The sequence below is a fragment of the Enterobacter sp. WCHEn045836 genome (genome assembly GCF_003965585.1).
Lineage (GTDB): Bacteria > Pseudomonadota > Gammaproteobacteria > Enterobacterales > Enterobacteriaceae > Enterobacter > Enterobacter dissolvens.
In genome coordinates this window covers 97,550-113,893 of sequence record NZ_RXPT01000015.1, presented here as the reverse complement: position 1 = coordinate 113,893, position 16,344 = coordinate 97,550, and the positions used below count along the sequence as shown (strand labels likewise).

Annotated in this window: 14 protein-coding genes; 2 read left to right on the top strand and 12 right to left on the bottom strand. The window is 58.7% G+C overall.

What is annotated here, in order from left to right; all coding sequences use genetic code 11:
• Positions 1 to 99 precede the first annotated feature (99 nt).
• From EKN38_RS19400 to EKN38_RS19380, 5 genes are read right to left on the bottom strand one after another with little or no spacing between them, the layout of a single operon-like run.
• Positions 100 to 2,157, bottom strand: coding sequence for a beta-galactosidase (locus EKN38_RS19400; RefSeq protein ID WP_014831372.1), 2,058 nt, complete (start codon positions 2,155 to 2,157; stop codon positions 100 to 102).
• Positions 2,158 to 2,186: 29 nt separating this feature from the next.
• Positions 2,187 to 3,389 (bottom strand): arabinogalactan endo-beta-1,4-galactanase, encoded by a 1,203-nt coding sequence (locus tag EKN38_RS19395; RefSeq protein WP_014831371.1) that lies wholly within the window; start codon positions 3,387 to 3,389, stop codon positions 2,187 to 2,189.
• Between the two features lie 2 nt (positions 3,390 to 3,391).
• Positions 3,392 to 4,243: a sugar ABC transporter permease gene (locus EKN38_RS19390; RefSeq protein WP_014831370.1), complete on the bottom strand. Its 852-nt coding sequence runs from the start codon at positions 4,241 to 4,243 to the stop codon at positions 3,392 to 3,394.
• Between the two features lie 11 nt (positions 4,244 to 4,254).
• Entirely contained in the window at positions 4,255 to 5,559 is a 1,305-nt protein-coding gene (locus EKN38_RS19385; RefSeq protein WP_014831369.1) for a carbohydrate ABC transporter permease, read from the bottom strand.
• Between the two features lie 57 nt (positions 5,560 to 5,616).
• Complete coding sequence (locus tag EKN38_RS19380) at positions 5,617 to 6,831, bottom strand: extracellular solute-binding protein (RefSeq protein WP_014831368.1); 1,215 nt, start codon at positions 6,829 to 6,831, stop codon at positions 5,617 to 5,619.
• Positions 6,832 to 7,152: 321 nt separating this feature from the next.
• Between EKN38_RS19380 and EKN38_RS19375 the strand changes: the two genes are divergently transcribed.
• On the top strand, positions 7,153 to 8,268 hold the full coding sequence (locus tag EKN38_RS19375; protein WP_014831367.1) for an ABC transporter ATP-binding protein: 1,116 nt from the start codon (positions 7,153 to 7,155) through the stop codon (positions 8,266 to 8,268).
• Here the strand turns inward: EKN38_RS19375 and hpxK are convergent.
• The 7 genes from hpxK to hpxU form a co-directional block, all read right to left on the bottom strand.
• Positions 8,265 to 9,503, bottom strand: coding sequence for an allantoate amidohydrolase (gene hpxK, locus EKN38_RS19370; protein ID WP_014831366.1), 1,239 nt, complete (start codon positions 9,501 to 9,503; stop codon positions 8,265 to 8,267). The genes EKN38_RS19375 and hpxK overlap by 4 nt on opposite strands.
• Positions 9,500 to 10,741, bottom strand: coding sequence for a pyridoxal-phosphate-dependent aminotransferase family protein (locus EKN38_RS19365; RefSeq protein WP_014831365.1), 1,242 nt, complete (start codon positions 10,739 to 10,741; stop codon positions 9,500 to 9,502). Before EKN38_RS19365 ends, hpxK begins: the two co-directional genes overlap by 4 nt.
• A gap of 13 nt (positions 10,742 to 10,754) precedes the next feature.
• A complete protein-coding gene (locus EKN38_RS19360) occupies positions 10,755 to 11,492 on the bottom strand; it encodes an amino acid ABC transporter ATP-binding protein (RefSeq protein ID WP_010429436.1) in 738 nt (245 codons plus the stop codon).
• A complete protein-coding gene (locus EKN38_RS19355) occupies positions 11,473 to 12,129 on the bottom strand; it encodes an amino acid ABC transporter permease (protein ID WP_014831364.1) in 657 nt (218 codons plus the stop codon). The genes EKN38_RS19360 and EKN38_RS19355 overlap by 20 nt, the downstream gene beginning before the upstream one ends.
• A complete protein-coding gene (locus EKN38_RS19350) occupies positions 12,129 to 12,794 on the bottom strand; it encodes an amino acid ABC transporter permease (RefSeq protein WP_014831363.1) in 666 nt (221 codons plus the stop codon). The genes EKN38_RS19355 and EKN38_RS19350 overlap by 1 nt, the downstream gene beginning before the upstream one ends.
• Positions 12,795 to 12,798: 4 nt before the next feature.
• Entirely contained in the window at positions 12,799 to 13,581 is a 783-nt protein-coding gene (locus EKN38_RS19345) for a transporter substrate-binding domain-containing protein (protein ID WP_014831362.1), read from the bottom strand.
• 192 nt (positions 13,582 to 13,773) lie between these two features.
• Positions 13,774 to 14,613 carry a MurR/RpiR family transcriptional regulator HpxU gene (gene hpxU / locus EKN38_RS19340; RefSeq protein WP_014831361.1) on the bottom strand — a complete coding sequence of 280 codons (840 nt, stop codon included), beginning with the start codon at positions 14,611 to 14,613 and terminating at the stop codon, positions 13,774 to 13,776.
• 145 nt (positions 14,614 to 14,758) lie between these two features.
• Here hpxU and hpxW point away from each other — a divergent pair, with 145 nt between their 5' ends.
• Positions 14,759 to 16,342, top strand: coding sequence for an oxamate amidohydrolase (hpxW, locus tag EKN38_RS19335; protein ID WP_014831360.1), 1,584 nt, complete (start codon positions 14,759 to 14,761; stop codon positions 16,340 to 16,342).
• The last annotated feature ends 2 nt before the right edge of the window (positions 16,343 to 16,344 follow it).

The following is a 16,344-nucleotide window of genomic DNA, read 5'->3' as shown; positions in this document are numbered from 1 at the left end:
TGTCGCTGTAAGTCATTCATTTTCCTGAAGCAACATTCATCGCTTCCGGTAAAAAATTACTGGGGATCCCTCTCCCCACAGGGAGAGGAAGAAAATCAACTACGCTTTGCGCCTGAGCACCCGACAGTCCCAGGGCAACAGAGCGGTATCGCCCGCAGCGGCGGCATCGGTCATGCAATCGGTGTAGCCACCCGGCAGCGTGATGATCTGCTGCTGGGCCGTGTAGTTCTGCACAAACACCCAGGTCGTTTCGCCGTCCGTGCGCGCCGTCGCAACCACTCCCGGAGGGAAATCGCCGTCAATGGCGCGCGGCAGAGCCAGTTCGTCGATAATGGCGGCAAAGAAATCGCGCTGGAACGGCAGATCGTTGCGCGACGCCACGTGCCAGGCTTTGCCTTTGCCAAAACGGTTGACCGTTACTGCCGGCCGTCCGGCGTAGAAATCATCCCGGTAGGTCGCCAGCGCCTGGGCGGTTTCGGTGTGGATCAGCTCGCACAAATGACGAACCTGGTATGGCCCCTGCAGACCTGCGGCATTGCCCGCCAGCCCCTGAACCAGGTTTCGCTCCCCCTCGCCCAGGCAATCAATCTCTTCCGCCCAGATGCCGAGGAGCTTGCGCAGCGGGCCCGGGAAACCGCCCAGATGACAGAGATCGGTCTCATCCACCACGCCGGTCCAGTAGGTCGTCACCAGATGCCCGCCCGCGGCCACAAAGGCTTCCGCCCGCCCGGCGAAACCTTCGCGCACCATGTAGAGCATGGGGGCAATAACCAGCGCGTAGCAGCTCAGATCGCCGTCAGCGTCAATGACATCCACCGCGATGCCTTTTTCCCAGAACGGACGATAGTGCTCGTTGACGGTTTTTTCGTACTCCATTCCCATATTGCGCGGGCCTTCCGCATCATCCAGTGCCCAGCGGTTTTGCTGGTCGAAGACAATCGCCACCCGGGCCTCGGTACGGCAACCTGCGACCTCCGGCAGGCGTGCCAGCATCTCGCCCAGGCGCGTCACTTCACGCCCGACGCGGGTATCCAGATGACCCACGTGGTCGATAACCGCGCCGTGGAATTTCTCCACCGACCCGCGGCTTTTACGCCACTGGAAGTACTGCACCGAATCCGCTCCGTGCGCCACCGCCTGCATTGACGAGAGAATATGCATCCCCGGCTTTTTCAGCTTGCTGGTTGGCTGCCAGTTGGTGGTGCTCGGTGTCGATTCCATCAGCACGAAGGGCTTACCGCCCTTCAGGCTACGCATCATGTCGTGATACATGGCGGTGTAGCAGGCAAGCGCCGTTTCGTCTTTCTCCCTGTGCCACATCGGGTAGCTGTCCCAGGAGATAAAGTCGATCGCCTTCGCAAGCTGCCAGTAGTCGTAGTCGTAGAAATACTCCATAAAATTGGTGGTTACCGGCAGTTCCGCATTCGCTACTTTTAGCGGGGCCACTTCATGGCGGCAGAAATCAGTCACCTGTGCGGTATTGAAGCGACGCCAGTCGAGGTTGAGGCCGTGAATCGACACTTCTCCCTGCGGCGCAGGGGACTCTATCTGCGACCAGTCGGTGTAGGTGTGGCTCCAGAAGGTGCTCCACCACGCATGGTTCAGCGCGTCGAGAGTTTTGTAGCGCGCCTTTAGCCAGTCGCGGAAGCGTTCCTGGCACAGGCTACAGTGGCATTCGCCGCCGTACTCATTGGAGATATGCCAGCCCAGCACCGCCGGATGATGCGAATAACGCGCCGCCAGCAGGCTGTTAATTTTCATCGTCTTTTCGCGGTAGACCGGAGACGACATGCAGTGGTTATGACGCCCGCCGTGCAGCGCGGGGACGCGGTTGCGCCCGACGCGCAGCACTTCCGGATATTTTTGCGACATCCATGCCGGACGCGCCCCGCTCGGCGTAGCAAGGAAAATATGAATTCCTGCCGCATACAGTTTATCTATAACGTTATCCAGCCAGGCAAAATCAAATTCCCCTTCACGCGGTTCCAGTTTCGCCCAACTAAATATCCCTACCGACATGACATTACATTTCGCCTGCTGCATCATGGCGATATCTTTTTCAATAATATCGGGATAATTCTCCCATTGCTCCGGGTTATAGTCGGCGCCATGCAATAACGCCGCGACCTTAGGGCTTAAAGGCGCAAATTTATTCATATTAAAAACGTCCTGAATGAAGATAAAAATTACTTAAATACGGTTATTGACGGAAGCACTTTGCCCTGGCAATCAAATAACGCCTGATTCTCGCGAGCATTCCCCTCTTTCCATTCGTCATGGATATATTTCATGCCGGCTTTGGTCGCCCACGTGGTGCCCGGTACGGCAATCCAGGTCGGCTCCCAATAAAAGATGCCTTTGCCACGATGGCCCGGCACGTCAATAACGGACTGCATCAAATCGTGAATATATTCGTACTGGCCCTGAACAGTGCCCGGATAGCCGCCGTCTTTTTCTTCTTTCGCCTGGAAGCTGTTCTCGGCGTTATCGCAGTTGTCCAGCGTATAGCCGTAGGCCGCTTCCACCACAATCACGTCTTTGTTATAGCGCTTGCTGATGTCATCCATATTGGCCTTCAGCGCGCTTATCGGGCCGTTCCAGTAGGTGTACATCGACAGCCCGATGATATCGAACGGCACGTCGCGCTTCGCGATCTCATCAAACCACCAGCGGAAGGTGTCATTTTTGGTCCCTTCCGCCAGGTGCAGCATGATTTTCACCTGCTCGCCGCCGGTCAGATTCTCTTTTAGCCCACTAATCGCGGCGTTGAGCAGTCCGGCCAGACGGTCAAATTCGCCGCCGCCCTGCCCCCAGCTTTTGCCTTCCGGCCACAGCATGCCGCCGTTGATTTCGTTACCGATCTGCACCATGTCCGGCAGGACGCCCTCTTGCTTAAAGCGGGCGATGGTGTCGCGGGTGTAGTCATGGATCGCCGTTTTAAGCTGCGGGTAGTCCATTTTCTCCCAGGCTTTTGGCTTGAACTGTTTGCCCGGATCGGTCCAGAAATCGCTGTAGTGGAAGTCGAGCAGCAGCTTCAGGCCCTGCGCCTTCACGCGCTTCGCCAGCGCAATCGTGTTTTCCAGGTTGTTACTGCCACCACCGTAGGTCTTGCCGCTCGCATCCTGCGGATCTACCCACAAGCGCAGACGCACATAGTTCACGCCGTTGGCCTTCAGGATCGCAATCGCATCCTGCTGCTGGCCGTTCTGGTTATAGAATTTCGCGCCGTGTTGTTCGGCTTCCAGTAGGGTCGAAATATCCGCCCCCTTAATAAAATCGGCAGGCATGGCGTTAAACGGACGCGTTTTCACCGCGTCGGCAGCAAAAGCACTCGCGGCAAGGCCACATGAGAGGCAAACGGCGAGCAAAGCGGGTTTGAGTCTTTTCATGGTTATCCTTTGGTACTCCCGGAGGTCAGGCCGGAGACGAAGTATTTTTGTAACGCCAGGTAGAGGATCGCCACCGGCACCGCAATCAGGACCGCGCCTGCCGCGTAGGTGGTGTAGCTGGCACCCATTTTTTGCGCCACCAGGTTATAAAGCCCGATGGGTAAGGTGTATTTGTCCGGGGTGCGCAAAATGGTGCTGGAGAGGATGAAATCCCCCAGCGGCCCGGTGAAGGAGAACAGCGCCACCACCGCCACAATCGGCTTCGAAAGCGGCATGATAATTTCGATGAAAATCCGGAAATTACTGGCCCCGTCCATGCGCGCGGATTCATCCAGATCTTTCGGGATGGCATCGAGGTAGCCTTTCATCAGGTAAGTGTTCATCGGGATCATGCCGCCCACGTAGATCAACACCAGCGCCAGATGGCTATTGATAAGGCCCAAAAGCTGCGACAGCACGAAGATGGCAATCAGCGCCGAGAACTGGGGGATCATCTGCAGCAACAGGAACAGCATCAGACCGTTCTGGCGCCCCTTAAAGCGAAAGCGCGAAAACGCGTAGGCGGTAAAGCTGACGCTGATTAAGGTCAGTACCATGGTCAGGAAGCTGATTTTCATTGAGTTCCAGTACCAGGTCATGTAGTTCACCTGGCCGTTGAACAGGTCGGCATAGTGCTGCACCGAGAAGTTCTCCGGAATAATCGACGAGCTCAGCAGGCTATTACCCGCGTTAAACGACGCACCGACCGTCCATACCAGCGGGTAAATGATGACTATCGAGACCAGCGCGATAACCAGCCAGGAGAGCGAGAGGCGAACCCACTTCTCACGTTTAATACTTTGTGATTGAGCCATTGTTACGTTCCTTACGCCATGTCGTCATTTTTGAACGATTTCGTGGCGCGGAACTGCCACAGCGCCAGCCCGACGACAAAGATCGACAGCAGGATAGTGATGGTCGCCGCAATCGCATATTGCGAAGAGGACATCGTCAGTTTGTAGATCCACGACACCAGGATATCCGTCCCACCCGCATTCGACCCTACCACCGCCGGTCCACCGTTATTAAACAGGTAGATGATGTTGAAATTATTGAAGTTGAAGGTGTATTGCGTGATCAGAATCGGTGCAATCGAGTACAGCACCAGCGGCAGCGTAATGGTACGCAGCTTAGTCGCGCTGCTGGCGCCGTCCATGGTCGCCGCTTCGTACAGATCGTCCGGAATGGCCTGCAGCACGCCGGTGGTCATGGCAAAAACAAACGGGAAGCCGAGCCAGGTCTGCATCATAATCAGCGCCGTTTTGGTCCAGAACGGATCGGTCATCCACGCTTTTGGCGCGATGCCGAAGAAGGCCAGGATGGCGTTGTTGATCACCCCAAAGGAGTCGTTGAACATTCCGGCAAACACCAGGATGGTGACAAAGCCCGGCACCGCCCAGGGCAGAATGAAGATGGTGCGGATCAGCGGCTTAAAGCGCAGATCTTTCTGGTTCACCAGAATGGCCAGCAGCACGCCTACCGAACATTGCAGCGTAGTGGCGAGCAGGGTCCAGACCACCGTCCACTGCAGCACGTCGAAGAAGGTCGAACGCCAGATAGAGAGCGTGAAGATATTGATGAAGTTCTTAAACCCAACCCAGTCCACCAGCCTGGCCGGCGGCGTGTGATAGAGGTTGTAATTGGTAAAGGCGATGGCAAAGCCGAACAGGATCGGGAAAACCACCACAAACACCAGCAGGATAAAGCCGGGCGTGATCATCAGATACGGGAAGCCGTCGCTCAGCAGCATCTGGTACTGCTTGCGCACGCTGTTAAGCGCAAGCCCCGCATCGCGTTTTCTGCCATTCACCCACGCATCACGCATCGACAGGTACCAGACCATCACGCCAAACGCAGCGATCAGCACGCTGATGATCCCCTCAGCCAGCAGGAAGATGGAGTTGTCCCGCGGCACCTCCTCACCCAGCGTCACCAGCCCCCACAGCCCTTCGCGCAGAAAATCGGCAAATACGCCAATAAAACTGATCAGCAGTACCAGGAAGATGATCCCTTTCAGCCACTGACGATGGTAGAACTGGCCGAAGCCGGGAATGAACGCCAGCAGCAGGCCGGTCCAGGCATGGCGCCCGGCCCCGTGCGGTCTGGCAAAATTTTCCGGGATGATACTCACAGACAACTCCTTTCAAAAAAACGGGAGAGAGTCCTCCCGTTTTGCGACGGCAGAAAATTACTGGTTGCTGGCCTGCATGGCTTCGATTTGCATCTGGACCTGTTTTTCTGCGCTATCCAGCGCGGCTTTAGGATCCTGTTTGCCGGTCAGGCTCAACTCCAGCGCGGCGTTGGCTGGCCCCCAGACTTCACCCATTTCAGGGATGCCCGGCATGGCAGTTGCGCGCGCCGACTGTACCGCGACGGCACTCGCTTTTTCGTCGTTTTTGATAACCGGATCGTCAATCATCGCGGTAAGCGGCGGGATCTCACGCGTGGCGATGTAGCGTGTTTTCACATACTGCGGCTGGTTGATGAATTCGATAAATTTCTGCGCCAGGGCTTTGTCTTTGCTCCACGTGGAGACAACGTAGCCTTTCACGCCAAGGAATGAACTCATAGGCTTGCCGTCGGGCAGCGTTGGCAGCGGCGCAACGCCGTAGTTGATCCCGGCCGCTTCATACGGCTGGAATGCCCACGGCCCATTGATCACGGCTGCCGCTTTCTTCTCGGTGAACAGGGAGTCAATGGCGTTCAGGCCGTTGTCACCGAGTATCCCGGCCGGGAAGATCCCGTCGGCGTAGAATTTTTTAAGGTACGTCACGGCCTCTACCGCGCCCGGCTTGTTCAGGCCAACGTCGCTGGCGTTATAGCCGCCCTTGTCGTTATGACCGAAGATGTAGCCGCCCATTGGGGAAATTGCCCCCCAGCTGTAGTAAATCTGGTCGAACTTGGCGAGCAGGCCGTACTGGTTTTTCGCGCGCTGCTGTTTCGAAAAGTCATACCAGTCCTGCAGCGAGTTGAGCGGCTTGTCGATGAGATCTTTGTTGTAGATCAGCACCAGCGTCTCGACCGCTTTCGGTACGCCGTAGAGAGCATTATCCATTTTGAAGGCATTGATTGAGGCCGGGGTGTACTGTTCGGTCTGCTTAGCCTCCAGATTCAGGGGGGTCAGCAGCCCTTGCACCACGGCACCGCCCAGCTGATCGTTAGGAATGACCAGCACGTCCGGGCCAATGCCCGCCGGGCCATCCAGACGCAGTTTTTCCAGCTGCTGGGCGTAAGGTGTCTCCTGGACGTTGACCTTAACGTCGTACTGTTTTTCAAAGTCAGCCACCGCATCTTTAATACCGGACGACTTCTTGATGTCTTCCCAGACGTTAAGCTGCGTGGTGGCATGTACCTGCACCGAGAGCGTAGAGAGGATCAGAGCGGCAAGTAGGTTCTTTTTCATTACAAACCTCATGTGAAGGTATAACAATTTTATGGTTGTTATGACATTTAATGCCTTACTTACCTCATCTAAAATTCAGCAAATTCAGATGCTGCACGTATGACATCAAATAGCTTTGGTTTGGTATACGCTACCCTTCACATCATGATAACTCTACAAAAAACTGTAAGTTGTGTGATCGTCATAACATTAATGGAAAATCTGTATAGGGCGCATGAATACTGGAAGTTATAGTCAATGCAGACAAATTGCACCGTCCAGCTATGTTTAATCTAATTGTTATACGTAAAACATAGACAGCGGTTTACTCGGGGAACACTGATGTCAAACATACAGTTAAGGAATGTCACCAAGCGCTTTGGCGACACCGTCACCTTGCACAACGTGAATCTTGAAATTGAAGACGGGGAATTCGCCGTCTTTGTTGGCCCTTCCGGCTGCGGTAAATCGACCATGCTGCGCATGATTGCCGGTCTGGAGGAGATTAGCGAAGGTGAAGTCTTAATCGGTAATGAGGTGATGAACGACGTCGCGCCTTCCCACCGCGGCGTGGCCATGGTGTTTCAGTCCTACGCGCTCTATCCGCACATGACGGTCGCCGAAAACATGGGCTACGGGCTGAAGGTGAATAAGGTCCCAAAAGAACAGATCCGTCACCAGGTGGAGATGGTGGCAAAAACGCTGCAGCTCTCCCACCTGCTGGACCGCAAACCTAAACAGCTCTCGGGCGGGCAGCGCCAGCGCGTGGCAATAGGCCGCGCCATCGTGCGTAACCCGCGCGTCTTTATGTTTGATGAACCGCTCTCTAACCTGGACGCCGAACTGCGCGTCGAGATGCGTCTGCACCTTGCCCGCCTGCACCAGGAGCTGAAAACCACCATGGTGTATGTCACCCACGACCAGATCGAAGCGATGACCCTGGCCGACAAGATCGTGGTCATGAACTATGGCAAGGTTGAGCAGATGGGCGCCCCGATGGATCTCTATTACAAACCGGCAAATAAGTTTGTCGCCGGGTTTATCGGTTCTCCGAAGATGAACTTTCTCCCGGCGACCGTTGAAGCCTGGCAGCCCGGTAAGCTTACCGTCAGGCTATCGCAACAGAAGTCGCTCACGCTCACGATGACCACCACACCGCTGCAGCCGGGCAGTCAGGTCACGCTGGGCATTCGCCCGGAACATTTAACTACCGACCTTCACCACGGCACGCGGCTGGAATTTAACTGTGAAGTGGTGGAGCGACTGGGAAACAATACTTACCTGTTTGGGCAATGCTATGGCCATGACAACGTGAAGATCTTGCTGCCGGGCGACGTGAAGTTCGCGCCCTGGCAGAAGATAGACGTGGCGTTTGACGACCATCACTGCATGGTGTTTAACGAGCAGGATGTACGGGTGAGCGCGGATATCGAAGATGTGGTGCGTTCGGTGGCTTAACGCGCGCCACCGTCAGCCAGCGTTCTCACCGCCCGCCCAAACGCCTCAACCGCCAGGGCAACATCCTCAGCCATCACCGACTCCGCCGGATGGTGGCTGATGCCCCCCTTGCAGCGCACAAACAACATCCCCACCGGCCAGCGTTCTGCCAGCGCAATGGTGTCGTGCCCGGCACCGCTCGGCAGCGATAGGGTGCGGCCCTGAACCGATGTCACGGCCTCCCCTAACAACGATTGCAGGCTGGCATCGCACGGCGTGGCGGCGATCCGGTAAAACTCCTCGGCGTTGAAACTGAGCCCACGCCGGGCTGCGATCTGTTCCGCCTGAATGAGCAGTTCAGTGAGCAGTGCGTCCAGCGGGGCATCCTGCGGGCCGCGAATATCCAGTGAGAGCGCCACTTCGCCGGGAATAACGTTGACCGCGCCGGGCAGACAGCGTAACGCCCCCACCGTGGCAACCAGATTGCCGCCGCGCTGGCGGGTGGTGTTTTCAACCTGCACCATCCATTCGGCAGCCGCGGCCAGGGCATCTTTACGGTGCGCCATCGGCACGGTTCCGGCATGCCCGGCTTCGCCGGTAAAGTGACAGTTCAGACGCCGCGCACCGTTAATGGCTTCCACCACCCCCAGCGCCAGCCCCTCCTGCTCCAGGCACGGCCCCTGTTCAATATGCAGCTCCAGACAGGCGCTGAAGTCCTCCTGCCGCCGTGCGGCAAGCGCCACCCGTGCGGGATCCAGCCCCGCCTGCACCATCGCCTGCGCCACGCTTATGCCACTGGCATCACAGGTATCAAGCCAATTCTCCGGCCAGGTGCCCGTCAGGCCGCGACTGCCTAACAGCGTAATGCCGAAGCGGGTCCCCTCTTCGTCGCAGAAACCAACAATCTCGATGGCCTGCGCCAGGCGCACGCCCTGCTGATGCAGGCTGTCCACCACCTCAATGGCGGTGAGCACGCCGAGCATGCCGTCGTAGCGCCCGGCATTGCGCACGGTATCCAGATGCGAGCCAAGCAGTACCGCCGGCGCGCCCTCCTGCTGCGCCTCATAGCGCCCGCAAATATTCCCGACGCTGTCCTGCCAGACGGTCATGCCCGCCTGGCTCATCCACTGCCCGACCAGCTGGTTGGCCTGCAGATGCTGCGTGGAGAGATAAACCCGCGTCAGGCCGTCCGGGGTTTCGCTGATGGCGGCCAGCGCATCGGCACGGGCCATCACCCGCTCTGCCGCCGGGCTCATTGTGACGTCTCGCGGCGATAATGATCCCACGCGGCCTGCATCGCCGCCCCCTGGGGGGTGGTAAATTTCAGGTAGTTCAGCACCGACTCCAGCGCGCTCAGGGTGGTCATTACGCAATCTTTACGGGCGTTATAGCCCATGGTCCCTATGCGCCACACTTTGCCGTGCAGCGGGCCAAACGAGGTGCCAATTTCGATACCGAAATCTTCTAGCATCAGCTTACGCACTTGATCGCCGTTAACGCCCTGCGGGATCACCACGCCCAGCACGTTGTTCATCTTGTGCTTCAGGTCACCAAAGGTCTCCAGCCCCATCGCCTGAATGCCTTTCAGCAGCGCATCGCCGTGCAGCTTGTGCCGGGCGATGCCGTTGTCCAGCCCCTCCTGCAGGATCAGCCGCGCGCATTCGCGGGCGCCAAACAGCGCGGTGGTGGCTTCAGTGTGATGGTTCAGCCGCTCCGGCCCCCAGTAATCCATCACCATGCCGAGATCGAAATAGTTGGAGTAGATCATCTCCTCGTCGCCGTCGCGATGGGCGTCGGTGCGGATCCCCTCCTCGACGCATTTGCGGCGGCGGATCGCCTCTTCCATGCGTGCGCTCAGGGTGATCGGTGACGTGCCGGACGGGCCGCCAAGACATTTCTGCATGCCAGCGGAGACGGCGTCCAGCCCCCAGGCGTCGGTCTCCAGCGCGTTCCCCCCGAGCGACGCGGTGGCGTCGGTGTAAAACAGCACGTCATAACGGCGGCAAATCGCGCCGAGCTCGGCCAGCGGCTGCAGCATGGTGGTGGAGGTATCCCCCTGAACGGTCAGCAGCAGACGAGGACGAATACGTTTGATGGCATCCTCCACCTGATCCGGGGTAAACACCTCGCCCCACGGCACCTCGATGGTATGCACTTCCGCCCGGCAGCGGCGGGCGATTTCGCACAGCAGATGGCCGAAGCGGCCAAACACCGGCACCAGCACTTTATCGCCCGGGCGAATGGCCGACACCAGAATCGCCTCAATGCCCGCGCGGGAGGTGCCGTCCACCAGCATCGTCCAGCGGTTCTCGGTGCGGAACACCCCGCGATAGAGCGCCATCACCTCGTTCATGTAGTGGGTCATCGCCGGATCGTACTGGCCGATCAGCTGGCTCGACATGGCGCGCAGCACGCGCGGGTCGGCGTTGATCGGGCCCGGCCCCATCAGCAGGCGCTGGGGCGGATTAAGTTGCGGAAACTGAGCGATATCCATTGTTAAGTCCTTATCAGTTGAGGCCGCGCACGGAGGAGATGAACTGCTTCAGTTCCGTGGTCTGCGGGTTGGCGAACAGCGTTTTGCTGTCGCCCTGCTCCCAGACTTTCCCCTGGTGCATAAACACCACGCGGTCGCCCACTTCGCGGGCAAAATTCATTTCATGGGTAACAAGTATCAGCGTCATCCCCTCGGCCGCCAGCTGCTCCAGCACCTTAAGCACTTCGCCCACCAGCTCCGGGTCGAGCGCGGAGGTGATCTCGTCACAGAGTAAAACTTTTGGCGACATCGCCAGCGCCCGGGCAATCGCCACGCGCTGCTGCTGGCCGCCGGAGAGGCTCGACGGGTAGTAATCCAGACGGTCACCGAGGCCGACTTTTTCCAGCATGCGCTGCGCCAGCTCACGGCATTCGGCGGCGCTTTTCTTCAGTACACGACGCGGGGCCAGCATCACGTTTTCCAGCGCCGTCATGTGCGGGAACAGGTTGAAGCTCTGGAACACCATCCCGACCGAGCGGCTGATTTCACGCGCCTGAGAATCCCGGTCGGTAATGGTCATGCCGCCCAGCTTGATGCTGCCGTCCTGATACCCTTCCAGCCCGTTGATGCAGCGCAGCAGCGTGCTTTTGCCCGACCCGCTGCGCCCGATAATGGAGATCACCTGGCCCATGTCGATATCCAGATCGACGCCCTTGAGCACGTGGTTTTCGCCGTAGTACTTCTGCACCTGATTAATGGTGATGAGAGGCATTGAATTTCGTCTCCAGATAGCGGCTGTAGCGCGACAGCGGATAACACAGAATAAAGTAGCCGAGCGCCACCAGCGCAAAGACCTTAAACGGCTGATACGTCACGTTGGTCAGCATCGTCCCGGCCTTGGTCAGCTCGATAAAGCCGATGATCGACGCCAGCGCGGTGCCCTTGATGACCTGCACGGCAAAACCGACCGTCGGGGCGATGCCGATGCGCAGCGCCTGAGGGGCGACCACGCGAAACAGGGTCTGGCCAAAGGTCAGCCCCAGACAGCGCGACGCTTCCCACTGCCCTTTTGGCAAGGCGCGAATACTGCCAAACCAGATGTCGAGCAGAAACGCGCTGGTGTAGAAGGTTAACGCCAGCGATGCGGCGGTCCATGGCGAGACATCGATGCCGAACAGCGCCACGCCGAAGAACGCCAGGAACAGCTGCATCAGCAGCGGTGTACCCTGAAACAGCTCAATATAGCCACGGATCAGGCGCATGATCATTCGCCCGCCAGTGAGGCGCAGCAGCAGCAGCGGCAGGGTCACCACCGCGCCGCCGACAAACGCCACCAGCGACAGCAGTATCGTCCAGCGCCCGGCCAGCAGCAGGTTGCGAATAATGTCCCAGTCGGTAAAGGTGGTCATCATGCCTGCACCCCCAGCCATTTGCGTCCTGCCGCCATCATCAGCTGACGCAGGGTAATTGACAGCGCTAAGTAAATCCCGGTTGTCACCAGATAAACCTCAAAGCTCAGAAACGTTCTGGACTGGATCAGGTTGGCGGCAAAGGTCAGCTCTTCATACGAGACCTGCGACACCACCGACGAGCCGAGCATCACGATAATGCACTGGCTCACCAGCGCCGGATAAATACGCTGTAGCGCAGGTGGCAACACCACGCGGATGAAGGTCTGGGTACGGGTCAGCCCCAGCACGCGTCCGGCCTCCCACTGCCCTTTTGGCGTCACCTGAATGCCCGCCCGGACGATCTCGGTGCTGTACGCGCCCAGATTGACCACCATCGCCAGCAGTGCCGCCTCACCCGCCGTCATCTTCAGCCCCATATTGGGCAGGCCGAAGACGATAAAAAACAGCTGCACCACAAACGGCGTGTTACGGATAATCTCCACGTAACCGCCCCAGATCCGGCTAAACCACGTCGCCCGCCCGCTGCGAATGGCCGCCCCGAAAATACCAATCGCCAGACCGCCCAGGGTCGCCATCACCGTCAACTGAATGGTGACCCACAGCCCGGCCAGCAGCGCCGGCCAGTGCGGCCAGAGCTCAGAGAAATGGAGTTGCTCTGTCATTGCCTTACACGCCAAGGCTTGCCGGCAGCGGCGCCTTGAGCCACTGCTCAGAGAAGCCGTTCAGAGTGCCGTCTTTAATACCCTGTTCAATCAGCGCATCCACTTTCGCCTTCAGCGCCGGTTCATTTTTCTTCAGACCGATAAAGCACGGTGAATCTTTCAGCATAAAGCTCGGCACCGGGGCTTTCTCCGCGTTCTGGCGCGAGATGGCCGCCACCACAAGGTTGCCGGTGGCCACATACTGCACCTGTCCGGACAGATACGCCGACAGCGTGGTGTTGTTGTCCTCATAGCGTTTTACATCTGCGTCTTTCGGCGCCAGGCTGGTCAGCACCATGTCCTCCACTGCGCCACGCGTCACGCCGATGGTTTTGCCGCTCAGGGCGGCGGCATCTTTCAGTTCTGCGCCTTTCGGGCCAAACACGCCGAGGAAGAACGGCGCATAGGCGCGGCTAAAATCGATCACCTTTTCACGTTCCGCATTCTTCCCGAGGCTTGAGATCACCAGGTCCACCTTATCGGTTTGCAGATACGGCACGCGGTTGGCGCTGGTCACCGGAACCAGCTGCAGCTTGACCTTCATCTGTTTGGCCAGATAATGCGCCATATCGATGTCATAACCCTGCGGCTGCAGATCGGTCCCGACCGAGCCGAACGGCGGGAAATCCTGCGGAACGGCAATGCGGATGGTGCCGCGTTTCTCGATATCCTGCAGCTGGTCCGCCTTTACAGGCAGGTTAGTGAACAGACAAACGGCCCCGGCCAGTGCAATCAACAATTTTTTCATGGTGCTTCCCCGTAACGTTAACATGAAACAAAAGATTCTTTGAATTGGATTTTGCAACTAATGTGCCAGTTAAAGCGAAACGCGGGATTTTGTTGTAATGCCTGATAAAACGAGGACGGGGCGGAAAAGCTGTCTCTATTCCGCCCCGTTTCACTGCACCATTTCAATGCAAAGCACCACGCTGATGCCCCATTATCGTTGTTCGAGTTCGTCCAGATGCTGATAAAGGGTGGCGATCTCATGAATGCGCGGACGGCCTTTATCGAGGATTTCATGCAGGAAGGCATTCGCCAGCAGGTTGATCAGGCTGTTGACCGAGGCGTAGCTGTCATAGGCCGAGACGCTGTCCAGCGGGGCACAAAGCTGCCAGCTCGCCAGCGGAAACAGGCTGTGCGCCTGCGGCTCGCACATCAGCAGCACCGGGATACCGCTGCCCTGAAGCTGCTGCAGCAGCGGACGGATAATGCGCGGGCGGCGGCGAAAGGCCATCATCACCACCAGATCGTCGGGGGTGAGATCCACCAGCTCTTCGCTCAGGCTCTGCCCCGGTTGCGGCAGTACCAGCACCTGCCCGCGCGCCTGCAGCAGTTGCTGACGCAGGTGCAGCGCCGCCGGATAGGCGTTACGCATCCCGATAATGACAATGCGCCGCGCCTTTACCATGCACGCCATCGCGTCGGCAAACTGCCGGGCATCCAGAGCATTCACCCACTGGGTCAGGTTGGCCATCTCCTGCTTATAGTGACGCGCCAGCAGCGTGTTGCCCTGCACCGCGTCGCGGTTGTCGGTCAGCGGCATACCGCTCTGGCGCAGGGTACGCAGCTCATCACGCATGTCCTTATACTTCTCATAGCCCAGACGCTTAAACAGGCGGCTCACCGTGGCTTTCGACACCCCGCTCAACTGCGCCAGCTCGGCGCTGTTGTAGCTGATCAGATCGTCGAAGTGGTCGAAAATAAAATCCGCCACCCGCTGCTCCTGCGGCGATAGTGACGCGTATTGTGCTTTCAGTCGTTCATCAAGCTGTTCCATAACGCCTCTGTAACGTTTGTTTCATCTCTCGCTCTCTATTCATTAAGCATGCCAGCATATCAGCCGGGATAACATGAAACTTTTCATTCATACCTGGAACAGCTTTTGCAGCGCCTTGTGACTTTCAGGGTTATGAGGACTGTTCATGCAAAGTAATGTCTCCGTACACGGAATGGCGGTTGCCCCCCATCATCTTGCCAGCCAGAGCGCACTGTCGGTGCTGCGCGACGGCGGTAGCGCGATTGAAGCGATGGTCGCGGCGGCGGCCACCATTGCCGTGGTCTATCCCCATATGAATGGCCTGGGCGGCGATGGCTTCTGGCTTATCGTCCCCCCCGGCGGTGAACCGATTGCCATCGATGCCAGCGGCGCGGCGGGATCGCTGGCGACGCTTGCCGCCTATGGCGATCTGACACACATTCCCCATCGCGGGCCCCGTGCGGCGCTGACCGTGGCGGGTACCGTCAGTGGCTGGGCGGAGGCGCTTAAGGTCTCACACGCGCTGACGGGCAAGGCCCTGCCGCTGACGCATCTGCTGGCAGATGCCATTGACTATGCCCGCAACGGCACGCCGGTCACGGCCTCGCAGGCCAGCGCCACCGCCAGTAAATTCGACGAACTGAAAGACCTGCCCGGCTTCGCGGAAACCTGGCTGGTTGACGGCAAGCCACCGGAGGTCGGCAGCCGGTTTTATCAACCGGCGCTGGCCTCCACGCTGATACAACTTGCCGAAGAGGGTCTGGAGAGCTTTTATCGCGGCCCGCTGGCGGCGCGTCTGGCCCGTGGGATGGAGACACTCGGCCTGCCGATTACGCTGGCCGATTTGAACGCGCATGTCGCCCGGCGCACCACGCCGCTGAAATTAGCGCATCAGCAGGGTGAGGTCTGGAACCTCGCCCCGCCGACGCAGGGGCTGGTATCGCTGGCGATCCTCGGCATTACCGACCGTCTGGCAATGGCCGATGCCGACGACGCCGGGACGGTGCACCGCATTGTGGAAGCCACCAAACTGGCCTTTGGCCTGCGAGATGCCCACATCACCGACCCGCACGAGCTGAAAACCGATATTCAGAGCCTGCTGGATCCTGAGGCGCTTCAGGCGCTCGCCGACCGGGTTGACGATAACCATGCCGCGCCGTGGGGCACCGGCAAAGGCCCCGGCGATACGGTGTGGATGGGGGTGATGGATAACAGCGGCCTGGCCGTGTCGTTTATCCAGAGCATTTATCACGAGTTCGGCAGCGGCGTGGTGCTCCCGGATACCGGTATCGTCTGGCAGAACCGGGGAGCGTCGTTCAGCCTCGATTCCGCACATCTTCTGGCCCTCGCGCCGGGCAAACAGCCGTTCCATACCCTGAACCCGGCCGCGGCGCGTCTGAACGACGGACGGGTAATGGTCTACGGCTCCATGGGCGGTGACGGCCAGCCGCAAACCCAGGCCACGCTCTTTACCCGCTATGTGGTGCAGGGTCTGCCGCTGCAGGAGAGCATCTCCCGTCCGCGCTGGCTGCTGGGGCGCACCTGGGGACAAACCTCAGACACCTTAAAAGTGGAAGGCCGGTTTTCCCCTGAGACGATCGCACGCCTGCAGGCGCTCGGCCACGAGGTGGAGATCTTCCCGGACTTTAGCGAAGCCATGGGCCACGCGGGGGCGATTGTCCGCCACCCGAACGGGCTGTTTGAAGGCGCGTTCGACCCGCGCAGCAACGGTGCCGCCGCCGGATACTGAGG